Here is a 21,237-nt window from a genome sequence, read left to right as displayed (position 1 = left end):
ATCCCACGGACGCTATTTGTTCCTCAACCGGCCCACGCCACGACGAATCGAAATCGCCCGGACGGGCTGGTGGGGGCGCACGGAGGCGCGGCGGGGCTCAGACCGCGTGGGTGGCGGCGGTCAGCCGGAAGTCCTGGACGCGCAGCATCGGCATGGCCGTACGCGCCACGGCGTCGCCCCAGTCCCGGGCGCGGGTCGGCACCGTGGCGCCCACCTCGGTGACCCGGGCCGCCATGTCCAGCGGGCTGTCGTTGAACCGGAAGTTGTTGACCGCGCCGACGACCTCGCCGTCGCGCACCAGGTAGACGCCGTCGCGGGTCAGCCCGGTCAGGGCCATGGTGGCGAGGTCGACCTCGCGGATGTACCAGAGGCTGGTCAGCAGCAGGCCGTTGCGGGTCGCCGCGACGAGGTCGGCGGGGGACGCGCCGCCCGGCCCCTCGAGGATGAGGTTGTCCACCACGGGCGTGAGCGGCATGCCCAGCTCGTCCGCGCTGTCGCGGGTCTGCACCAGCGACCGCAGCCGGCCCTCGTCCCACCAGCGGGTCGGGCCCAGCGGGAGACCGTTGTCGAACACCGACCTCGTCGGCGTCGACGACGGCGCCACCAGGAACGGCGCGCAGCGCAGCCCGTCGACCGCCGGATCGCTGCGCAGGGTCAACGGCACGCCGGCGAGCCGCTCGCCGATCCGGGTGCGACCGCCCGACCCGCTGTAGACCGTCCTGCCCTGCGCCGCCGCCCGGGCGCCCGCCGTGGTGTAGGCGTAGTTCATCAGGTCCGCGACGGCGGTCGGCGGCAGCAGGCACTCGTACCGGCCGGGCGGCAGCTCGACCCGCCGCCGCCCCCAGCGCAGGCGCCGGTCCAGTTCGTCCTGCAACGCCGCCACCGACACGTCGGTGAAGTCGGTCGTCACGGCGTTCGTCCACACCGGATGGCCGTCCGGCCCGCGCGCGGTCAGCTCGAGGTGCCCGGCCGCCTCGTCGTGCCGCAGCCGCACGCCCGTCGAGGTGCCGAGGAACGTGCTGCGCAGCCGGTGTTCGGCGTACCCGTGCAGCACGCCGCCGTCGCGCCGGGCCCGGGCGAACCCCGCGGCGAGCTGGTCGACCAGCCCGGCCAGCACCGGCGGCGCCGCCGGGACCGGATCGTCCCAGTGCGGCGACCCGGCCCCGGGGGCGGGCAGGGGTCGCGCGTCCGGGGCCGGCGGGGCCTGCCGGGCGGCCTCCTCCGCCGCCCGGACCAGCGCCACGATCTCGGCCCGGTCGGCCGGCCCGCACAGCGACACCGCGCCCACCCGGCCGGCGACCACGCTCACCACCGACACCCGGTGCACGTCACCGCTGCCGCTGCCGGTCAGCGCGTTGTCCGCCCAGCGCAGGTGCGTGTCGGGGCCCTGCTCCACGATCACCACGCAGTCGCCGCCGCGCGCGGCGGCGAGCGCGATCTCGACAGTCTCCCGTGGCCGTGGCGTCCTCACGCGGGCACCTCCGCCCGGGTGCTGGTGACGCGTACGCGGCGGAACAGCGCCGAGGGGCACCCGTGTCCGGCGGCGGCGAGTTGCAGCGGTTGGGCCTTGCCGCACTGCCCCGCGCCGGACAGCAGCCACGTCTGCGGGCCGCCCACCGCCTCCAGGGACCGCCAGAACTCCAGCGTCGTCCCGGTGTACGCGGCGTCGCGCACCTGACCGGCGAGCCGGCCGTCCCGGATCCGGTAGAAGCGCTGCCCGGTGAACTGGAAGTTCACCCGCGCCATGTCGATGGAGAAACTGTTGTCGCCGACCACGTACAGCCCGTCCCGGACCCGGCCGATCAGTTCGCGGGTGTCCGGCCCGCCCGGCGCGGGACGCAGCGACACGTTCGGCATCCGCTGCACGGGCAGGTGCCGGTACGACTCGGCGTACGCGCAGCCGGTGGAGCGCTCCAGCCCGGCGGCGCCGGCGGTCTGCCGGTCGTGCTGCGTGCCCACCAGCACCCCGTCGCGGATGAGCGGCCACGACCGGGCGGCCACGCCGTCGTCGTCGTAGCCGATCGTGGCGAGCGCGTGCGGGGTGGTCCGGTCGGCGACCACGTTCATCGCGGGCGAGCCGTAGCGCAGCGACCCGACGTCGTCGCCCGTGACGAACGAGGTGCCGGCGAAGGCCGCCTCCCGGCCGAGGATCCGGTCCAGCTCGGTGGCGTGCCCGACGGTCTCGTGGATCGTCAACCACAGGTTGGTCGGGTCGACGACCAGGTCGTACTCGCCCGGCTCGACGGAGGGGGCGGCCAGCTTCTCGGCCAGCTGGCCGGGCATCCGGGCGAGTTCCCCCGCCCAGTCCCAGCCGGTCCCGGTCAGGTACTCCCAGCCTCGGGCGGCCGGCGGCCCGAGGGTACGCATGGTCTCGAAGGCGCCGTTGTCGGAGTCGATCCGGAACCCGATCACCATCGGGTGCAGCCAGGTCCGCCGCTGCCGGATCCGCCGGCCCTCGCTGTCGTGGTAGACGGTGGACTCGCGGAAGACCTGCAGGAACGCCTCGGCGAGGTCGACGCCGCCGGCGCGCAGCACGTCGCACCAGCGGGCCAGCAGGGCGGTCCGCTCGGCGGCGGGTACGGCGAAGGGGTCCACCTCGCACGGCGACTCCCAGACCGCCGGGCCGTGGACCGGCTCGGGCGCCAGGCGCGCCGGCGCGCCCCGCAGCGGGCGCAGCGTCCGGGCCTGCTCGCAGGCGCGGGCGGCCAGCGCGGCCAGCCCCGGCGGGGTGAGGTCGACGCCGGCGGCGAACCCCCAGGTGCCGTCGACGAGGACCCGCACGCCCGCCCCGGTCTCGACGCTCTCCTGGGTGCCCTCGGGCTGGCCGTCGCGGACGCGCTCGCGCAGCGTCCGCACCCGCCGCAGCCGTACGTCGGCGTAGGCGGCGCCGTGCCGGCGGGCCCCGCCCAGCGCGGCCGACGCCAGTTCCTCGGCCGGCAGCGTGTCGAAGCCCGGCTCCCGGGTGACGACCGGGCTCGGCCCGGCGGTCACCGGAACCGCGTGTCGGGGTAGTCGGTGGTCCACTCCCCCGCCCGCACGGTGCGCAGCGCCTCGGCGACCCGGTCGACCTCGTCGCGGGTGCTGTAGACCGCGAAGGAGAGCCGCACCGTGCCGAGCAGCCCCAGGTCGTCGAGGAACGCGCTGGCGCAGTGCACGCCCGACCGCACGGCGATGCCGTGCCGGTCGAGGTGCCCGCCCACGTCGTACGGATGCAGGCCGTCCACGGCGATGGAGACGATGCCCGCCGGGTCCGCCGCCGGGTCGCCGACGACCCGGACCCGGTCGACGCCGCGCAGCACCTCGACGGCGTACCGGACCAGGTCCGCGTCGTGTGCCCGCACCGCGTCCCGGCCGAGGCCGTCCAGCCAGGTCAGCGCGGTGGCCAGCCCGACCGCCGCGCCGATGTCGGGGGTGCCGGCCTCCAGCCGCGCCGGGACCGGCACGTAGGACACCGGGGCGTCGTGCGAGACGCCCTTCACCGTCCCGCCGCCCACCTGGTAGGGCGGCAGGTCGGCGAGCAGCTCGCGGCGGCCGTAGAGCACCCCGGAGCCCATCGGGGCGTACACCTTGTGACCCGAGAAGCAGTAGAAGTCCGCGCCGATCTCCCGCACGTCGACGGGCAGGTGCGCGACCGCCTGCGCGCCGTCGACGACCACCGGCACGCCCCGGTCGTGCGCCACGGCGGCGAGTTCCCGTACCGGGTTGACGGTGCCGAGCACGTTGGAGACGTGGCTGACCGCGACGAGGCGGGTCCGGTGGCCCAGTACGGCGGCCAGGTCGTCCGGCCGGACCGGCCCGCCGGCCGGCGACGGCACGATCCGCAGTCTCGCCCCGCGCCGTTCGCAGAGCCGACGCCACGGCAGCAGGTTCGAGTTGTGTTCCATGCCGGTGACCACGATGTCGTCGCCCGGCCCGACGATCCGCTCGGCGAAGGTGTCGGCGAGCAGGTTCACCGCGTCCGTCGTGCCGCGCGTGAACACGATCTCGTCGGCGTGTGCGGCGTTGACGAACCGCCGGACCACCTCCCGGGCCTCCTCGTAGCGGCCGGTGGCCCGGCGGCTCAGCTCGTAGAAGCCGCGCCCGATGTTGCTGTTCGCGGTGGTGTAGAAGTCGACCACCGCGTCGAGGACCGGGCGGGGTTTCTGCGTCGTCGCGGCGTTGTCGAGATAGGCCAGCGGCGGGCCGTAGCCGGACGGGGCGAGGAACGGGAACTCCGCCCGCACCGCGGACAGGGGGTGGGCAGCCGTGTCGGTCATACTGCTTCCTCCGTGAAGCTTGCGGTGAAGCGGTCGAGGAAACCCGGCGGGCAGGGGAACAGCTTCTGCTCCGGGTAGGGCCGCTCGGACGGGGGGATCCACCCCGGCTCGCCGCGCCGGGGCCACCGCCCCGACCGGTCGGCCAGGTGTGGGCCGTGGAAGAACCAGCAGATCTGACTGACCTGCTCGGTGAAGACGACGGGATGCACCTCGGGCGGGTACATGGCCATGTGCCCGTACGCGGCCAGGAACTCGCCCGCCACGCCCATCGAGGCGCCGAGCATGACGTGGCCGAACACGTCGTGCACCGCCCGGAAGATGTCGTTGTGCAGCAGCGGGACGCCGCCGACCGTGACGCCGGACGGGGCGCACAGCGGGTGGTCGGGGGCGGGACCGTCGGGGCCGTGGCCGTCCCGGGTCAGGTAGACGTGCAGCACGCCGGTGCGGGCGAGACGGTCGATCAGGTCGGCCGCGCCCCGATAGGGCTGCCCGGGGCCCCGCCACGGCTCGACGCGGATCCCGGCCCGGGCCAGCAGGGCGAAGTGGCGCAGGTTCTCCTCGGTGAACCTGCGGTAGCGGGCCGTCAGGCCCGGGCCGACGTCCCGCCGGGGTGCCCGGTCGAAGTGCCGGGCCACCGCGCGGCAGAACTCCGGGTCGACGTCCACCCGGGCGCCGGGCAGCCGCCGCAGGTCCCGGCGGGGCAGCTCACCCCGGGTGGCGGCGTCGTCGACGTACGACTGGGCCAGCGCCAGCAGGCCGGGATGGCCGGCCGGCGGGCGGACCGGGCGTGGCGCGCTCGGGCAGGCCGCGGTCATCCGGCCCTCCCCGGCGCGGCGGTCGGCGGCGACCCGGAGCCGGCGGTCGCGGACCGTCGGGCGGCGGGGCCGACGCCGGTGGCGGGGCCTGCGGTGGCCAGGCCGACGGTGTCGGGGGCCAGGCCGACGGTGTCGGGGGCGGTGGTGTCGGCGGCCAGGGCGGCGGTGTCGAGGGCGGTGGTGTCGGCGGCGGTCGCGGTGGTGTCGGCGGCGGTCGCGGTGGTGTCGGCGGCGGCGGTTTCGGGGGCGGGGGCGCGGCGGGCGCGCAGGCAGAGGGCCGAGCCCGGCAGCGTGACCACGCCGTGCTCGTCGGCGAAGACGGCGGCGGCCTCGGTGAGCCGCTCCCAGCTCGCCCGCTCCGCGTCGGCGCCGAGCTGGTGCCGCACCGCCGCGAGCACCCCGGGCGGCGTCACGTCCCGGGTGTACGCGAGGTATTCGTCGACGCAGCTGAAGCGAATGGCGATGCCGACGGGCTCCACGTCGACGTCGGTGAAGCCGGCGGCGAGCAGGTCGGCGCGGGTGCGCGCGGCGTCGGCCATGCTGAACGGGCCGGGGCGGTCCGGCGGGGGGCCAGGCAGGCCGGCGGCCAGCGTCCGGAAGCCCAGCGACGTCATCGGGTTCGCCTCGGGCGGGCCCCACACCGCCGCGGCGAGCACACCGCCGGGGGCCAGGAGGCGGTGCAGACTCGCGAGCGTCCGCCGCCGGTCCACCGCGAACATGAGCCCCCACCGGCTGAGCACCGCGTCGAAGGAGCGCGCCGGCAGGTCGAGGGCCTCCACGTCGGACTCGGCGAACTCGATCGGGTGGCCGAGTCCGGCGGCGCACCGGCGGGCCCGGTCGACCATCTCCGGCGCGAGGTCGATGCCGAGCACCCGGCCGGTCGGGGCGACCAGCCGACCGGCGCTGACCGACGGCTCGCCGGTGCCGCAGCCGACGTCGAGCACGCGGTGACCGGGCCGGAGCGCGGCGGCGCGCAGCAGCCACTCGGTCACCGGCGCCGCCGCCCGCTCGTACCGGTCCTGCCAGAAGTCCCACCCGGCGCTGACCGCGTTCCAGGTGTCGCGTTGCTCGGCCTTGAAGGCCACGGAGTCGAACCGGACGGCGGTCATGTCGCTCTCCTCGCAGGCAGAGTCGGCCACAGATCACTATATGTTTGGCAAGTTCGCGAGGCAACGGCGTCGTCGACCCCTCCCCCGCGCTTTCGGGCCTCACCCGACGGCGGCCGGGCGCGCCGGACGCTCGCCGTCGAGCAGGCGCAGCAGGTAGTCGCCGTACCCGCTGGCGCGCAGCGGCACCGCGAGGCGACGCATCGCCGCGTCGTCGAGCAGACCGGCGCGCCAGGCCGCCTCCTCGACGCAGCCGACCTTGACCCCGTGCCGCTCCTCGATCACGCGCACGTACTCCGCCGCCTTCATCAGGTCGCCGAACCGGCCGGTGTCCAGCCACGCGGTCCGCCGCCCGAGCAGCCGCACCTCCAGCCGGCCCCGGCGCAGGTACGCCCGGTTGACGTCGGTGATCTCCAGCTCGCCGCGGGCGCTCGGCGTCAGCTCAGCGGCGACGGATACGACGTCCGAGCTGTAGACGTAGAGGCCGGGTACGGCGTACCGGGACGGCGGGACCAGCGGCTTCTCCACGATGTCCCGAACGGCGCCGCAGTCGTCGAAGTCGAGCACCCCGAAGGGCCGCGGGTCCGCCACCGGGAGCCCGAAGACCAGCCCGCCGTCCACGTCCGTCAGCTCGGCGAGCTGCCGGTCCAGCTCGGCGGAGTGGATGATGTTGTCGCCGAGGATGAGCACCGCCGGCCCGCCGGCGAGGAAGTCCGCAGCCAGCAGGAGCGCGTGGGCGATGCCCTCCGGGCGCTCCTGCACCGCGTACCGCAGGTCGAGGCCCCACTGGTCGCCGTCGCCGAGCAGGCGCCGGAACAGCGCCTGCTCGTCGGGGCGCGTGATGATGAGGATCTCCCGCACACCGGCCGTCACGAGGGTGCTCAGCGGATAGAAGATCATCGGCTTGTCGTAGACCGGCATCAGTTGCTTGGAGACCGCCCGGGTCACCGGCCACATCCGCGAGCCGGTGCCACCAGCGAGCAAAACACCACGCATTTTTAAAGCGTAACGCATGGGGCGTCCGCGTGGTGGAAACGTCACGGCGGGTACCGGGCGGGTAGCCTGCCGGAGGTGGCCCGACCGTCGCGGAGGAGTGTGGCAATGGCCGACGTCGAGCACGAGACCGCGCTGCCGAGCTGGCCCGTCGGCGCCGACGCCGCGCACGTGGCCGCCCGGCGGTCGCTCGCGTCGGCCGAGCAGGAGCTGCGGGACCAGCTCGAACGGGTCGCCGCGGCACGGCGCCGGATGCCGCCCGGCCCGCTGCTGGCCGACTACCGGCTCGCCGAGGGACCGGCCGACCTGGACCGGTCGGAGCCGACCCGCGACGTCCGGCTGCGCGAGCTGTTCGAGGAGCACGACACCCTCTTCGTCTACCACCTGATGTTCGCCCCGGACGCCGCCGAGGCCTGTCCGATGTGCTCGCTGTGGGTGGACGGCTTCCACGGGGTGCTCCCGCACCTGCGTCGGCACACCGCCGTCGCGGTGGTGGCCAAGGCGCCGCTGCCCCGGTTGCGGGACTGGGCCCGGCGGCGGGGCTGGACCGGCCTGCGGATCCTGTCCAGCCACGGGACGTCGTTCAACGCCGACCTGCGCGCCGAGCACCCGGACGGCACGCAGCGGCCGATGGCCAGCGTGCTGCGCGCCGAGGGCGACCGGGTGCGGCACTTCTACTCCGCCCCGGCGAGCTTCCCCGACGGCGGCGAACGCGGCATCGACCTGCTCAGCCCGGTGTGGAACGTCCTGGATCTGCTGCCGCGCGGCCGTGGCGACTGGTACGCCGGCAACGACTACGTCCCCGACCGGGCATGACCATCCCACGGGCGGGCATGACCACGTCCCGGCGCTTCGGGCCGGGTCCCGGCCGGGCATGACCACCTCCCGGCCGGTCGGCGGGGTCAGCAGCCGGTGGCGAGCAGGTCGGGCAGCCGCACCGCGGCCAGCCGGCGGCCGGCGAAGTCGGCGTACCAGAGCAGCCCGCCGTCCCAGGTCAGGCCCACCGGCCGCCCGGCCACGGGGGCCTGCCCGCGCAGCGTGCCGTGCCGGGCGTCGACCGCCCGCAGCATCGCGCCCTCGAAGTCGGCGTAGACCACGAGGTCCCCGGCGACCGTCAGCCCGGACGGCACGCCGGGCACCGGGAACTCGCGCTGCACGGTCATGGTGGCGACGTCGCGCAGTTGCACGACCGACGGCCCGCGCAGCCCCATCCACATCGCCACGCCCTTGGTCTCCACCCCGCAGAGCCGGCCGCTGGGCGGGGCCACCTCCTTCTCGCCGAGCACGTCGCCGGTGAGCGGATCGATCAGCAGGATCCGCTTCGGCCGGCCGCCGACCTGGCAGAGCGCGCCGCCGCCCACGGTGAGGTCGGCGCGCACCCGGGGGCAGGACAGCGTCCGCACGACGGTGCCGTCGCCCGGGGCGAGGGCGTAGATCTCGCCGGCCTCCTGGTCGGAGTGCCAGAAGAACTCACCGTCGAAGGTCAGGCCGCACAGGTAACGACCCGGCGCGGGCAGCGTCCGGACGACCGGCAGCGTGGTGTCGATCTCGCGGATGGCCATGGAACGGCCCCTTTCGGAAGAGGCGGACGGAGGGCGGGACGCGGGCGGGCGGCGGACCAAGGGCGGGCGCGGACGGACGGCGGTCAGGGGCCGCCGGCCAGCGCCCGGGACAGGTCCTCGGCGAGGTCGTGCGGGTCCTCGATGCCGACCGACAGCCGGATCAGCGAGTCGCCGATGCCCCGGCGCGCCCGCGCCTGCGCCGTCAGCGGGCGGTGCGTCATCAGGGCCGGGCACTCCACGAGGGAGTGCACCCCGCCGAGGCTGACCCCGCAGGTGAACAGTGTGAACCGGTCCAGCAGGTCCTCGGCGGAGCCGGCGAGATAGTCGAAGGAGACGATCGCGCCGGGCGCGCTCATCTGGGCCTTGACCACCGCGTGCTGCGGGTGCTCCGACAGCCCGGGATAGTGGACGGCGCCGACCGCGGGGCTCGCCCGCAGCAGCTCCACCAGGGCGCGCGCGGTGGCGACCTGCCGGTGCACCCGCAACGACAGGGTGTGCAGCCCGCGGCGGACCAGGAAGCAGTCCAGCGCTCCCGGCACGTTCCCGGCCGTCGTCCGGTACGCCCGCACCGCGGCGTGCAGCTCCGCGTCCCGGTAGACGAGGGCGCCGCCCAGCACGTCCGCGTGACCGGCGATGGACTTGGTGGTGCTGTAGAGCGAGACGTCGGCGCCCAGGGTCAGGGGCTGCTGGAGCACCGGGCTGGCGAAGGTGTTGTCCACCACGACGAGGGCGCCCCGCTCGTGCGCCCGCCGGCTGACCTCGACCACGTCCACCACGGTGAGCAGCGGGTTGGTGGGCGTCTCGATCCAGACCAGGGCGAGATCCGGCTCCGCGAGGGCCGCCGCGATCCCCTCCGGGCCGGTCAGGTCGGCGTAGCGCACGCGTACGCCCTGCCGCGCGGCCAGGTCCAACAGTCCGTCGGTGCCGGCGTACACGTCGTCGGTGCACACCACGCACTGCCCGGGCCGCACCAGCGACAGCAGGGTCGCGGCGGCGGCCTGGCCGGAGGAGAAGACGGTCGCGAAGGGCGCCCCCTCCAGCCCGGCGAGGCACTCCTCCAGCTCCTCCCGGGTGGGGTTCTCGCCGCGCCCGTAGAAGTAGCGGGGCTCGTCCTGCGCCCGGCGCTCGTAGGTGGTCGAGAGGTGGATCGGCGGGACGACGTCCCCGGTGCCCGCCGCCGGCCGACGGCCGCCGTGCACCAGCCTGGTGTCGAAGCGCACGCCGCTCACCCCTGCCCCACCGTGGCCGACCGGAACGGGGCGAACGCCCGCACCAGGCCCGCCGGCACCCGGACCGGTTCGGTCCGGCCGTTCGGCCCGCGCATGCAGGCGATCCGCTGCCGTCCCCGCGCGACGAGCAGGTCGCCGTCGCCGAGCCGCAGGTAGTCGAAGCCCAGCTCCATCTGGGTCTGGGTCAGCTCGACCAGCCGCATCCGGACCGCGAGGCGGTCGAACGGCGCCAGCTCCGCGAAGAACTCGCACTCCGCCTTGAGGGTGAACAGTTTCAGGTCGGCTCGCAACTCGTCGAGGATCTCCGGCGCGTGCTCGTGCAGGAACATCTCCCGGCACCGGCCCTGCCACCGCAGGTAGTTGACGTAGTACACGTTGCCGACGAGGTTGGTCTCCTCGAAGCCGACGACGTGCCGGTACTCGTAGTAGCGGGGCATGCTCACCGCCCCGACCCGGCCAGCACGGCCACCACGGTCGGCGCGGCGGCGCCGGCCACCGCGACCGCGCGGGTGGCGACCCGGACGTCGCCGGCGTCGAGCACCACCCAGCCGTCGGGGACGGCCCCGGGCAGCAGGCTCAGCCGCCCCTCCGGCCGCCCGGCCTTCTGCAGGCACTCCGTCGCGCACCAGACCCGGGTGGCCGCCAGGTCCGGCGGGTCGCCGACCTCCGCGACGAGCAGCGCCGCCAGGCTCGCGTGCCGACCCGCCAGGTCGCGCCGCACGTCCGGGGCCCGGGCGGTCACCGGCTCGGCGTCGCAGGCCAGCGCCCCGTCGCCGGCGACGGCGACGGCGAGGTCCAGCGGCGCGCAGTGCGCCACGGAGACGGTGTACGGCAGGTCGACCTCCGGCCGCCCGTCGGGCCGGTGCCGCAGCACGACGGGCCGGCCCAGCGCCCGGGACAGCAGCGCACCGGAGTCGCGGGCCCCGCCGGGCGCCGCGGCCACCGCGACGTCGCCGGGGAACACCTCGGCGAGCCGCCGTTGCAGCAGCGGCCCCAGCAGCGCCGGCGGCCAGTTCCCGGGCGGCGTGTGCGGGCGTACGGCGCGCAGCCGCAGCCCCATCCACCGCTCGATCACCGCCCCGGTGGCGTCCCGTACCACGACGTCGTAGACGTAGGCGGTGCCGTGCTGCTCCCGCTCCCGCGCGGTCATCGTGACGGCCTCGGTGGCCGACAGCTTGGGACCGGCCGACCAGATGCGGTCGATGCCCTCCGGCAGCAGCGTCGCGTCCGGCACGCACACCTGGATCCCGTGCATGAACGCGTCCCGGGCGCCCGGGTCGCCGAGCACCAGCCGGCCCGGCAGGAACGCGCTGAACCAGGAGGCGGCGTCGCTGGTGACCACCTCGGCCTCGGCGAGGCGCGCCGCCACCCGCCGGTAGCTCCTGATCCGGCGGAACCGGCCGGCCTGGAACAGCACGCCGCCGTAGAGGTCGCGGGCGGGGTCGAGCGGCACGGCCGGCAGCTCCGCCGGGGCCGGCGCCGCGGTGTCGGCGGGACAGGTCTCGTCGGGTGCGAACCGGAGCCGGGCCCGGAAGTGGTCGGCCGCGAAGCCGGTCGCCGCGCTGCGCAGCACGACGTCGATGACCTGCTCGGAGCGGACGAGCGCGGCGACGCGGACGGTGGTACCGGCCTCGGGGTCGACGACGACCGGACGGTCGAACCGGACGTCCTCGACGACGGGCACCCCCGGGTGCCGGGCGAGGGCGGTGGCGACCTGGGCCATGGCCTCCAGCCCGAGCACCGCCGGGAAGAGCAGGTCGCCGTCGAGCCGGTGGTCCTCCAGGTACGGGTCCGTGGTGGGCGCCAGGTCGACCTCGCAGACCAGCTCGACGCCGTCGTAGCGCACCAGCGGCCGCTCGGTGAAGCGCAGCAGCGGCAGCTCCGGACGGTGGTAGCGCACCGTCTCGAGGCCGCCGGTGCGCCCGGTGACGACCACCACCGGCGGCAGCGTGTCGTCGGCCAGCACCTCGCGCAGGACCCGCAGGCCGTCGTCCGGGCCGATCGGGGTGACGCCGGAGCCGCTGAGCGACTCGACCACCGACAGCCGTTCCCCCATCCCGACCCCCGACCACACCGACCACTCCAGGCAGACGGCGCGGCAGCCCGGGCGGGTCGCGGCCACCTGGCGGGTCAGCTCGGCCAGGGCCTCGTTGGCCGCCGCGTAGTGCGCCTCGCCGTGCAGCCCGGCCCGCCCGATGACGCTGCCGAAGGTGACCAGCAGGCGCAGCGGCGCGGGGTCCACGGCGGCGAGGACGGCCCGCAGGCCGTCGACCTTGACGGCGAACACGCCCCGCAGGGCCGCCTCGTCGAGGTCCACCAGCGCCGTCGGGGTGTTCTGCCCGGCCCCGTGCAGCACGGCGGTGACCGGGCCCCAGTCGGCGGTGACCGCCGCGACCGCGTCGGCCACCGCGTCCGCGTCCGTGACGTCGACGCGGAGGTAGCGCAGGTCGGACGCGGCGTCGGCGAGCCGCTTGAGGTTGCCGGCCAGGGCCTCGTCGAGCTCGGGGTCGGACCGGCCGAGCACGGCCAGCCGGGCGCCGCTCTCCCGGGCCAGCACCAGGGCGGACTCGGCGGTGATGCCCTTGCCCCCGCCGGTCACCAGCAGCACGTCGGCCGGACCCAGCGGCACCGCGCCCGGCTCGCCGCCGCAGACCGGCACCGGGCGCAGCAGGGGCACCCGGCGGACGCCGGCCCGGTCGTACACCACCTCGGTGAAGTCGTCGGTGGCGGCGACCTCGGCGACGACGCGCGCGACGGCGGTCGGGTCGAGGGGGGTGGTCACGACGGTGGTCCGCAGCCGGTCGCCCTCCAGCCGGGCGGTCTTGGCCAGCGCTGTCGCCCGCGCCGCCGGCTGCACCACCAGCAGCCGCCCGCCGGAGGGCTGGCGCAGCGCCGCCTGGGCCCCGCGCACCGCGACGGCGAGATGCTCCTCGCCGGGCTCGTCGGGCAGGCAGACCAGCACGCCGTCGCCGGTCCCGGCCGCTTCGAGGGCCCCGCGCAGGGCGTCGGAGAGGGGATGGCCGGGGCTGGCGAAAACCTGCCAGCGACCGCACGGTTCCGCCGCGTCGGTGGCCGGCAGCGCCTCCTCGACCAGGTCGACGACGAAGGTACGCACCCACGGCGCGACCCCGGCCACGAGGTCCGTCCGCTCGTGCGGGGCCTCTCGCTCCCGGGCCTCCAGCGCCTCGGCCATCTCCCGCACGGTGGCGGTGGCGAAGTTGGTCGGTATGGCCACGGCGGGCAGCCCCATGGCGCGCGCGGCCTCGTTGACGAGCTGGCCGACGGTGATCGAGCTCATGTGCAGGTCGTCGAGGAACCGGCTGTCGTCCCGCAGCACCTCCACCGGCAGTTCGGCGCGCTGCGCCACGAGGTTGCGCACCAGCTCCAGCGCGCCGGTGGCAACCGGCGCCGGGACGTCGCCGGGGCGGGCCGGGGGCGGGGCGGCCGCCACGGGCGCCGGCGCCGCCAGCTCGGGGGCCGCCTCGCAGGGGCTCGCGAAGAACGTGCGGGGCCGGTCCAGCTCGAACGGCCGGGTCAGCCGGTCCTCGAACAGTGCCGGGTACGCGGCCGGGCCGCCGAGGGCGTACACGGCGCCGACCGCCGCGAGCAGGCCGGACAGCGACTCGGCGTCCGTGTCCACCGCCAGCGCCGGCACGTCGGGCGCCTGCTCGCGGGCCAGCCCGGTCAGCACCTTCCCGGGGCCGACCTCCAGGAACAGGTCGACCTCGGCGGCGGCGGACGCCAGCGCGGAGGCGAAGCGCACCGGCGCCTCGATCTGCCGGTGCAGGTGCCGGGGCAGGTCGGTGTCGGGAGTCAGGACGGCGCCGGTGACCGTGGAGGCGACCCGGCGCAGCGGCGGCCCGAACCGGCGGGACCGCAGGTGCCCGGCGAAGGCGGCGGCCGCCGGCGCCATCAGCGGGCTGTGGAAGGCGTGCCCGACCGACAGCCTGGTGCGGTTCAGGCCCGCCGCGGCGGCCCGCCGGGCCACCTCGGCCACCGCGGCGTCGTCGCCGGCGACGACCGTCTGCCGGGGCCCGTTGTGGCCGGCGACCACGGCGGCGGTGCCGGTCAGCAGCGCGGCGGTCTCCTCCGGCCCGGCGGTGACGCCGAGCATCGCACCCGGCGGGGCGTGCGTGACCATGGCCTCGCCCCGGAGCGTGACCAGCTCCCGCAGCTCGTCCTCGTCGAGGCAGCCGGCCCAGTGCAGCGCGGTCAGCTCGCCGAGGCTGTGGCCGACGACGACTCTCGCGTCGACGTCGAGCGCCGCGAGGGCGCGCAGCCCGGCCAGCGAGCCGGTGACGATGCGTGGTTGGGCGAACGCCGTCGACGCGGCCGTGTCGTCGGCGAGGGCCTCGCCGGCCGCGCGGTAGACCTCGTCGGCCTCGGTGAACCGCCGGCGCAACGCCCCGCCGCCCCAGCCCCGGCCGGAGCCCTGGCCGGGGAAGAGGAAACCGATCCGGGCGGGCCGACCGGCCCGCCCCAGGAAGACGCCCCGCGCCGGGTCGACCAGGCGTCCGGAGCCGTCGGGCGCCGACGCCCGCGCCGCCAGGTCGAGGGCACGCTCGGCCTCCTCCGGCGACCGGGCCACGACCGCCGCCCGGTACGCGCGGCCCCGCAGGCTCCGGTGCAGGGTGGTGGCCAGGTCGCCCAGCTCGGCGAAGGCCAGCCCGCGTACGAGCGCTCGCAGGTCCGTCAGCCGCCCGTGCAGCTCGTCGCGGGTATCCGCGTCGACGAGCAGCAGCTCGGCGTCCTGCACGGACCGGGCGAGCTGCCGCGTCCGCCGGTCCAGCGACCGGCGGCGGGGCCGGGCGGGCCCGTCGACGACGAGGTGGGTGTTGATGCCGCCGAAGCCCATCGCGGTAACACCGGCGCGTTGGGGGGCGCCGGCCGGCCACTCCTCGGCGCGGCGCACGGCACGCAGCGCGGGCCGCTCGGCGGTGAGTTCCGGGTGCGGCTCGACGCACCCGACGGTCGGCGGGACGACCTGGTGGTGCACGGCCAGCACGGCCTTGATCAGGCCGGCGACCCCGGCGGCGGCCTTGGTGTGCCCGATCATTCCCTTGACGGACCCGATGGCGGCGGGGGCGGCGTCCGGGTCGGCCGCCCGGCGTTCCTCGCTCAGGGCGCGCAGCTCGGTGCCGTCGCCGACGGCCGTGCCGGTGCCGTGCCCCTCGAACAGGGGCACCGTGTCCACCCCGAAGCCGGCCCGCTGGTACGCGCGGCGCAGCGCCAGCCGGTAGCCGGCCGCCTCGGGTCGGGTGATGCCGCCCCGGCCGTCGGAGGAGACGCCCCACCCGGCCAGCGAGGCGTAGACGCGCCGGCCCTGCGCGAGCGCGTCCCGCTCCCGCATGAGCACCACCATGCCGCAGCCCTCGCCGGGCCAGAACCCGTTGGACCGGCGGTCGTAGACGCGCATCTCGTCGCTGGCGAGCGCGCCGGTGCGGGCGAAGCCGACCATCTCGAAGGGGTCGATGGACAGGTCGACGCCGCCGGCCACCGCCACGTCCACGTCGAGGTCGGTCAGGCTGCGGCAGGCGGTGACCACGGACAGCAGCGAGGAGGCGCAGGCGCCGTCGACGGTGTAGCCGCCGCCGTGCAGGTCGAAGTGGTTGCAGATCCGCCCGGCGATGGTGTTGGACAGGCCGCCGGCGAGGCTGTCCTCGGTGACCTCGGCGAACGGCGCCTTGTAGGAGCGTTCCAGGTCGGCGAGGAAACCCGCCACCCGGTCGTCGTCCCAGCCCTGCTCGCCGAGGGCGGCGCCCACCACGCGCCGGACGTACGGCCATCGCAGGCGCATCATGCCGGCCCGGGTGAACTCGCCGGTGAGGGTGTTGCCGACGACCACCCCCGTCCGCTCGCGTGGGAGGCCGTCGCCGTCGGGGAACCCGGCGTCCGCGAGCGCCTGCGCGGCCATGTCGAGGGCCAGCCAGTGGGTGAGGTCGGTGGACCGGTACGTGCCGCCGCTGACCTTGAACGCGACCCGGTCGAACTCGTACCCCTCGATGACGGCCGCGTTGCCGGCGTAGTGGCGGTCGGGGGCGGCCGGGTCCGGGGACCAGTAGTCGGCGGCCCGCATCCGCTCGTCGGGCAGGCGACGGAACGCGCGCCGCCCGGCGAGGGCGTTCTCCCACAGCTGTCCGGGGCCGGCGGCGTCCGGGAAGCGGCAGGCGAGGCCGACGACGGCGATCCTGCTCATGCCCGCACCATCTCCCGGGCCACCGCGGGTGGCACCGTGCCGTCGAGGGTCCCCGCGGCGGGCGGGGCGCCCTTGCCCTCGCGGGCGGCGACCCGCACCGCGTGCAGCGACCAGAGGAAGCCGCCCCGCACGAGGCAGACGATGGCGGTGGCGAAGAACAGGCCGTACACGATGGACGCGCCGGTCAGGACGCCGTAGACCAGGGCCACCCCGCCGCCGAAGGCGAGCTGCGACAACGGCCGCGACGGGGTGGTCCCCGGATCGGTGATCATGTAGTTGGTGAACAGCACGAACGCCACCCCGGTCATGGTGGCCAGCGCCGGCAGGATGGCGGTGTCCAGCACGAGCCCCCGCACCACCGACTGGAGGACGAAGACGCCCAGCCAGCCGGCGATCAGCCACATCCGGCCGGTGAGCTTGGCGTTGAGCATGGTGCCGAAGACGACGATGACCGCCGGGACGATCCAGTCGGCCGGGCCTTCGAGATACTCGGTGAACTGGTACGGCGGCGCGATGGAGATCCACGGGAACAGCAGCAGCACCACCGCGATGCCGAAGTTCGACGGGTTCATGAAGTGCCGCAGCCGGCCGTTGACCGGCACCCGGAACAGCCACTTCCCGCTGATGGCCACGGCCACCGCGAAGAGCATCACCGGCAGGCGGTCGTTGACGTACAGCAGCATGTTCACCGCGAGGGCGGTGATGTGCGCGGGATAGAGGAACTCGACCAGGCCCCGCGCCCCGCCGCCGCGGTAGCGGGGCGGGCGGTGCTCGGCCCGCGCGCCGATCGTCTCCAGCACCAGCTCCACCGCGTAGCCGGTGGCGAGCGCGAACAGCGGCCACGCCCAGGCCTGCTCGAAGCCGAGCACGGTGTAGCCGGCGATGTTGAGGACGGTGATGGAGATGGCGAACCTGCGCAGCGCGGTGATCCGCGGGTCCTTCGCCGGCTTCTGCGTCATCGCGAGACCTCCCGAGCTTGCGAGCCGAGGGTGAGGGTGTGTCGACCGGGGGTGAGCGACAGTTCCTGCTCGTGCGGGACGCCGGAGCGGTCCCGCCAGGTGAGATGGACCGCCACCGGGCCGGTCGCGTCGCCGAGACCGAGCGACACCTCGTTGCTGCGGCGGCCGGAGTGGCCGCTGCCGCCGTCGACCCGGTCGATGAGCACCCGACCGTCGGGGGTGGTCACCCGGACGTGGGCGCCGACGACGGGCGACCCCGCCCCGGCGAGCGGGCCGGCGGCCTGCGCCTGCTCGTGCAGCAGCCGCAGGGTGAGGGAGTTTCCGGTGTCCGGGCTGTCGTTGCGGTAGAAGACCGGCGCGTCCCACTGCCGGGCCACGACGAGGTCGAGACGCCCGTCGCCGTCGGCGTCGCCGGTGGCGATGCCCCGGCTGGGCACCCGCTCGGCCATGCCGAGCTCGTGGCTGAGGTCCTCGTAGCGGCCGTCGGCGCCGCGCACGTGGAAGGCCAGGTGCTGGCCGCCGGCGATGTCGTCGCCCTGCTCGACCTTGGGCCACCAGCGGGGGTCGGCGAGCAGGTCGTCGTTGGCCGTGGCCGCCTCCTGCAACTGCGCCCACCGGTTGACCTCGCCCTTGACGAAGCCGGAGGTCTGCACGATGGCCGGCTCCCCGCGGTTGGTGAAGTCGCCGAACTTGACGTCCCAACTCCACCCGCTCCAGGCCAGGCCCAGCTCGGCGCTGCGGTCGTGCCACGGCGCCGAGCCGGCCCGCAGCGCGGCCCGCAGTTCCTCGGTGTTCGCGGCGGTGTTGACGAAGGCGAAGTTGCTCTCCTGGATGCCGAACGAGGTGGTGATGTTGCCGACGTAGAGGTCGAACATGCCGTCGCCGTCGAGGTCGCCGAAGTCCACGCCCATGCCCTTGAACGAGTCGTGGCCCAGCCGCTTGGACTTCGGGGTCAGGCCGGGCAGCCCACGGCTCTCGACCAGCGCGAAGGAGATCCGTCCCGGCTCCGACCGGTTGTGCAGCAGCCGGTCCGGCCCGAAGTCGTTGGCCACGTACAGCTCGGGCAGCTGGTCGCCGTCGACGTCGTTCGCGGCCACCGCGAGGGTCCAGCCCCGCGAGACCTTGGTGTCGAAGACGTCCGGCACCTCGGCGAAGGAGACGCTCGGGGCGGGGCCCACGCTGCCGCCGGTCCAGCGGAAGACGTGGTCCTCGCCGCCGTTGAGGCCGTTGGACATCGACCGGTTCATCGCCACCCCGCCGTGCACGCCCGGATCGAGGACCGGGCTGTCGGGAAAGTAGTTGCCGATGTAGACGTCGAGGTGCCCGTCGCCGTCGAAGTCGGCCAGGGTGGCCGCGTTGGTGTTCCACTTCGGCCCGTCGTACGCGCTGCCGTCGCCGGCCGCGCCGGGCACCAGCTCGACCGGCCGGTACGCGTCACGGGACAGCCCGGTGGCGTCGGCCCGGGCGAGGAAGACCACCGGGGTCCGCCCCCACCAGTAGACGAGCAGGTCGGTGCGGCCGTCGGCGTTGACGTCGCCCGGCAGGCAGCCCATCGGGGCGATGTGCGGGTTCATCGGCAGCGGCGCCGGGTCGAGGACGAACGGCTGGTAGCGGTCGGCGCCGGCCGTCGGGGCGGGGGTGACCACGACGCGGTCGACCCGGGGGTCGGTCACGCAGAGGTCGTTGGGCAGCCCGTCGCCGTCCAGGTCGTTCATGGCGACGCCCGCGCCGACGGAGGAGATCCACGCCGCCAGGTGCTGGTACGCGCCGTTGACCCGGCGGATCGACTGTTGCGGCAGGCCGCCCGGCATGGGCAGCGACATCGGCGTGAACCGGTAGGGCTGGGCCATCGCGCGCCGCTCGTCGGCGTTCGCCTCCGGCTGCCGGACCAGCACGTACATGCCGGTGAGCAGCACCAGCGCGACCAGCCCGGCCAACTGCCGCCGGAACATCGTGATCATTGCCGACAAGGGTCAGCACCTCCCCAGCGTGACGAACTGCTCGGCGATCCGCTGCCGCCACACCAGGTAGGCCGGCACCGGTCCGTCCCGGTCGAGGTCGGCCAGCGCGGCCTGGGTGACCGCCGCCGCCTCGGCCGGCGGCGCGCCGCAGAAGACCTCGGTGGCGGCGGCGGTGTGCGCGGTGGTCAGCCCGGCGCGCTCCCGGGCCTCCGCCGCGAACGCGCTGCCCTGCGCCATCGCCGGGGCGTACGCGCCGCCGCGCTCGCGCAGCCGGCGCAGGTCCTCCGGCGGCGCCCCGCCGGCGTACGTGGCGGCCAGCGCCACCCCGCTGTACAGGTCCTCGTGCCGGTCCGGCGGGAACCCGTCGACGGCGTCGGCGATCCGGTCGGGGTGGGCGCCCTCGACGAACCACATGGCGCGGCCGACGCCCTGGTCCACCACCCGCCCGGTCCACCGCCCGATCGGGTCGCCGGACCAGGGCAGCACCTCGTCGCGGCGGTGTGACCGCACGTACCGCCCGGTGTGGAAGTACGCCTGGTGGAATCCGTAGCCGTCGAGGGCGAGCCAGCCCAGCAGGCGGTCGGCGGGCTGGATCGCGTGCCGGCGCCAGCGGGGCAGGCGGGCCATCGCCCAGCCCACCCCGACGTGGACCATGTAGACGTGCCGGGCGGCCGGGCCGGCCAGGAACCGGGCGACGCGACGGCCGCCGGTCAGCCCGTCCAGGACGGCGAGGCCCATCGCCGCGCCCTCGTACGCGAACCCGCGCAGCTCCGGCTCGACGGTCTCCAGCGCCACGGCGGCCTCGTCGGGGTCGCGGGCGCCGACGGCGTGGCCGTATCCGGTGAGGAAGTGGGCGCCGACGGACTCCAGACGCTCGCGGGTGGCCTCGTCGCGGGCCCGGAAGCCCCGGGTGGCGAACCTGGTCTGGGCCATCCCCGGCGTCAGGACGTATTGACGAATGGTTCGCCAATTTACCGGCATGGCGCACTCCTTGAGCAGGTCGGACGCGGTAAATCAGGCGACATTGACGAAATGGTTCGTCGAATTCCGGCTCCGGGGGAAGCCGGCGGATCGCCGTACCGCTCCGGACCCATGTTTCACGGCGTTCATCGGATCTGCTTCTCCCAACTTGCTCGGCTGCGGCGGCAACGGCGCCACCAGCGGGCGGCCGAGGCGTTCAAGAAAACGTCAAGGAGGACTGCGCAGACTCCTCTGCGGTGCCCGATCCACTGCCACAGGGAGCTGATGTGAAATCGACGTCTGGCGTTGCCCGGAACACGGTGGAACAGTCCCGGGAGGCGGCTGCGGCGCGGGCCATCGACTACATGCGCCGGCATCTGTCGGAGCCGCTGCAGCTCGCCGACCTGGCCCGGGTGGTCCCGTTCAGCCCGTTCCACTTCCACCGGTTGTTCCGTGACGTGACCACGATGACCCCGGCCCGCTTCCTCGCCGCCCTGCGGATGGCGGAGGCCCGCCGGATGCTGCTGCACTCCGGCCTCACCGTGACCGCGATCAGCGGCCACGTCGGCTACACGAGCGCGGGGACCTTCACGACCCAGTTCTCCCGCCTCGTCGGCACGTCCCCGGGGCACTTCCGGCAGTTGGCCCGGCTGCTGGCCGACCGGCCCTGCCACGTCCTGGCGGGCTGGTTGCGCCACGCCGTCGCCGAGGTCGCCCGGCCCCGGCTGATGCTGCACGTGCCGGACGGCGCGCCCGGCGACCTCGTGCTGGTCGGGCTGCGGGCCGGCCGGGAGGCCACGGACGCGCCGACCGCGTGGGCGGTGGCGGCCGGCGGCTCCGCCGTACCGGTGGTGGGCCGCCCGGGCGAGTACCAGGCCCGGGTGGTGCTGGTCCGGGGCGAGAGCACCCTGACCCGCGCCCTGGTGGACGAGGAGCCCACGAGCCACCTGGTCGGCGTCGCCGACCTGGTGCTGCCCCAGGACGGCTGCGCGGTCGGCCGGGTCGACGCCGCGCCGCCGCGGCCCACCGATCCGCCGGCCCTGGCGATCGGGCCGGTGTGCCGGCTCGTCGAGAGGTTCACGCGCCTGTCCGGCCCGCCGGAGCGGGCCTGGGCCGCCGGCCGCGCCGCGCTCGCCACGGCGGCCATCGCGTGAACCGGCGGCACGGACGGGCGCGCTTGTCGGCGACAGGACCACGAGG

The 21,237-nt window shown here is 75.5% G+C and carries 14 protein-coding genes and 1 pseudogene; 2 read left to right on the top strand and 13 right to left on the bottom strand.

The features are described 5' to 3' along the window. Positions 1-97: 97 nt before the first annotated feature. The 6 genes and pseudogenes from GA0070606_RS28290 to rfbA all read right to left on the bottom strand — a co-directional run bounded on the left by GA0070606_RS28290 (position 98) and on the right by rfbA (position 7,173). Positions 98-1,471: a metallopeptidase TldD-related protein gene (locus GA0070606_RS28290; protein WP_091106274.1), complete on the bottom strand. Its 1,374-nt coding sequence runs from the start codon at positions 1,469-1,471 to the stop codon at positions 98-100. Next, complete coding sequence (locus GA0070606_RS28285; RefSeq protein ID WP_091106273.1) at positions 1,468-3,024, bottom strand: TldD/PmbA family protein; 1,557 nt, start codon at positions 3,022-3,024, stop codon at positions 1,468-1,470. The genes GA0070606_RS28290 and GA0070606_RS28285 overlap by 4 nt, the downstream gene beginning before the upstream one ends. Continuing rightward, a complete protein-coding gene (locus GA0070606_RS28280; protein ID WP_091106272.1) occupies positions 2,988-4,256 on the bottom strand; it encodes a cysteine desulfurase in 1,269 nt (422 codons plus the stop codon). The genes GA0070606_RS28285 and GA0070606_RS28280 overlap by 37 nt, the downstream gene beginning before the upstream one ends. Next, positions 4,253-5,071 (bottom strand): crotonobetainyl-CoA--carnitine CoA-transferase, encoded by an 819-nt coding sequence (locus GA0070606_RS28275; protein ID WP_091106271.1) that lies wholly within the window; start codon positions 5,069-5,071, stop codon positions 4,253-4,255. Before GA0070606_RS28275 ends, GA0070606_RS28280 begins: the two co-directional genes overlap by 4 nt. 248 nt (positions 5,072-5,319) lie before the next feature. After that, positions 5,320-6,180: pseudogene (locus GA0070606_RS28270) on the bottom strand (class I SAM-dependent methyltransferase); the annotation flags it as partial. Between the two features lie 99 nt (positions 6,181-6,279). After that, entirely contained in the window at positions 6,280-7,173 is an 894-nt protein-coding gene (gene rfbA / locus GA0070606_RS28265; protein ID WP_091106269.1) for a glucose-1-phosphate thymidylyltransferase RfbA, read from the bottom strand. Between the two features lie 105 nt (positions 7,174-7,278). On the opposite strand from rfbA, the gene GA0070606_RS28260 reads away from it, so the two are divergent. After that, positions 7,279-7,986 carry a DUF899 family protein gene (locus GA0070606_RS28260; protein ID WP_091106268.1) on the top strand — a complete coding sequence of 236 codons (708 nt, stop codon included), beginning with the start codon at positions 7,279-7,281 and terminating at the stop codon, positions 7,984-7,986. An 86-nt stretch (positions 7,987-8,072) separates the two neighbouring features. On the opposite strand, the gene GA0070606_RS28255 is transcribed toward GA0070606_RS28260, so the two are convergent. The 7 genes from GA0070606_RS28255 to GA0070606_RS28225 form a co-directional block, all read right to left on the bottom strand. Then, positions 8,073-8,732 carry an NHL repeat-containing protein gene (locus GA0070606_RS28255; RefSeq protein ID WP_091106267.1) on the bottom strand — a complete coding sequence of 220 codons (660 nt, stop codon included), beginning with the start codon at positions 8,730-8,732 and terminating at the stop codon, positions 8,073-8,075. 83 nt (positions 8,733-8,815) lie between these two features. Then, positions 8,816-9,952, bottom strand: coding sequence for a trans-sulfuration enzyme family protein (locus GA0070606_RS28250; protein ID WP_091108301.1), 1,137 nt, complete (start codon positions 9,950-9,952; stop codon positions 8,816-8,818). 5 nt (positions 9,953-9,957) lie between these two features. Next, positions 9,958-10,398, bottom strand: a complete 441-nt coding sequence (locus GA0070606_RS28245; protein ID WP_091108299.1) for an acyl-CoA thioesterase — start codon at positions 10,396-10,398, stop codon at positions 9,958-9,960. Between the two features lie 2 nt (positions 10,399-10,400). After that, the gene (locus GA0070606_RS28240) at positions 10,401-16,271 is read right to left on the bottom strand and encodes a type I polyketide synthase (protein WP_091108298.1); all 5,871 of its coding nucleotides are present in this window, start codon (positions 16,269-16,271) and stop codon (positions 10,401-10,403) included. After that, a complete protein-coding gene (locus GA0070606_RS28235; RefSeq protein WP_141721867.1) occupies positions 16,154-17,116 on the bottom strand; it encodes an enediyne biosynthesis protein in 963 nt (320 codons plus the stop codon). Before GA0070606_RS28235 ends, GA0070606_RS28240 begins: the two co-directional genes overlap by 118 nt. Further along, a complete protein-coding gene (locus tag GA0070606_RS28230; RefSeq protein ID WP_091106266.1) occupies positions 17,113-19,086 on the bottom strand; it encodes a CRTAC1 family protein in 1,974 nt (657 codons plus the stop codon). Before GA0070606_RS28230 ends, GA0070606_RS28235 begins: the two co-directional genes overlap by 4 nt. A 3-nt stretch (positions 19,087-19,089) precedes the next feature. Further along, positions 19,090-20,058 carry a DUF1702 family protein gene (locus tag GA0070606_RS28225; RefSeq protein WP_091106265.1) on the bottom strand — a complete coding sequence of 323 codons (969 nt, stop codon included), beginning with the start codon at positions 20,056-20,058 and terminating at the stop codon, positions 19,090-19,092. Between the two features lie 266 nt (positions 20,059-20,324). On the opposite strand from GA0070606_RS28225, the gene GA0070606_RS28220 reads away from it, so the two are divergent. Beyond that, on the top strand, positions 20,325-21,191 hold the full coding sequence (locus tag GA0070606_RS28220) for a helix-turn-helix domain-containing protein (protein ID WP_245724842.1): 867 nt from the start codon (positions 20,325-20,327) through the stop codon (positions 21,189-21,191). Positions 21,192-21,237 lie beyond the last annotated feature (46 nt).

Source organism: Micromonospora citrea, assembly GCF_900090315.1.
Lineage (GTDB): Bacteria > Actinomycetota > Actinomycetes > Mycobacteriales > Micromonosporaceae > Micromonospora > Micromonospora citrea.
The sequence above is the reverse complement of the archived record's forward strand: the minus strand, read 5'-3'. Positions and strand labels throughout refer to the sequence as shown.

Excerpts from the sequence above, each read along its gene's own strand:
- GA0070606_RS28260 (WP_091106268.1), top strand. The coding sequence starts at position 7,279 with ATGGCCGACGTCGAGCACGAGACCGCGCTGCCGAGCTGGCCCGTCGGC.
- rfbA (WP_091106269.1), bottom strand. The coding sequence starts at position 7,173 with ATGCGTGGTGTTTTGCTCGCTGGTGGCACCGGCTCGCGGATGTGGCCG.
- GA0070606_RS28280 (WP_091106272.1), bottom strand. The coding sequence starts at position 4,256 with ATGACCGACACGGCTGCCCACCCCCTGTCCGCGGTGCGGGCGGAGTTC.
- GA0070606_RS28275 (WP_091106271.1), bottom strand. The coding sequence starts at position 5,071 with ATGACCGCGGCCTGCCCGAGCGCGCCACGCCCGGTCCGCCCGCCGGCC.
- GA0070606_RS28235 (WP_141721867.1), bottom strand. The coding sequence starts at position 17,116 with ATGACGCAGAAGCCGGCGAAGGACCCGCGGATCACCGCGCTGCGCAGG.
- GA0070606_RS28225 (WP_091106265.1), bottom strand. The coding sequence starts at position 20,058 with ATGCCGGTAAATTGGCGAACCATTCGTCAATACGTCCTGACGCCGGGG.
- GA0070606_RS28255 (WP_091106267.1), bottom strand. The coding sequence starts at position 8,732 with ATGGCCATCCGCGAGATCGACACCACGCTGCCGGTCGTCCGGACGCTG.
- GA0070606_RS28245 (WP_091108299.1), bottom strand. The coding sequence starts at position 10,398 with ATGCCCCGCTACTACGAGTACCGGCACGTCGTCGGCTTCGAGGAGACC.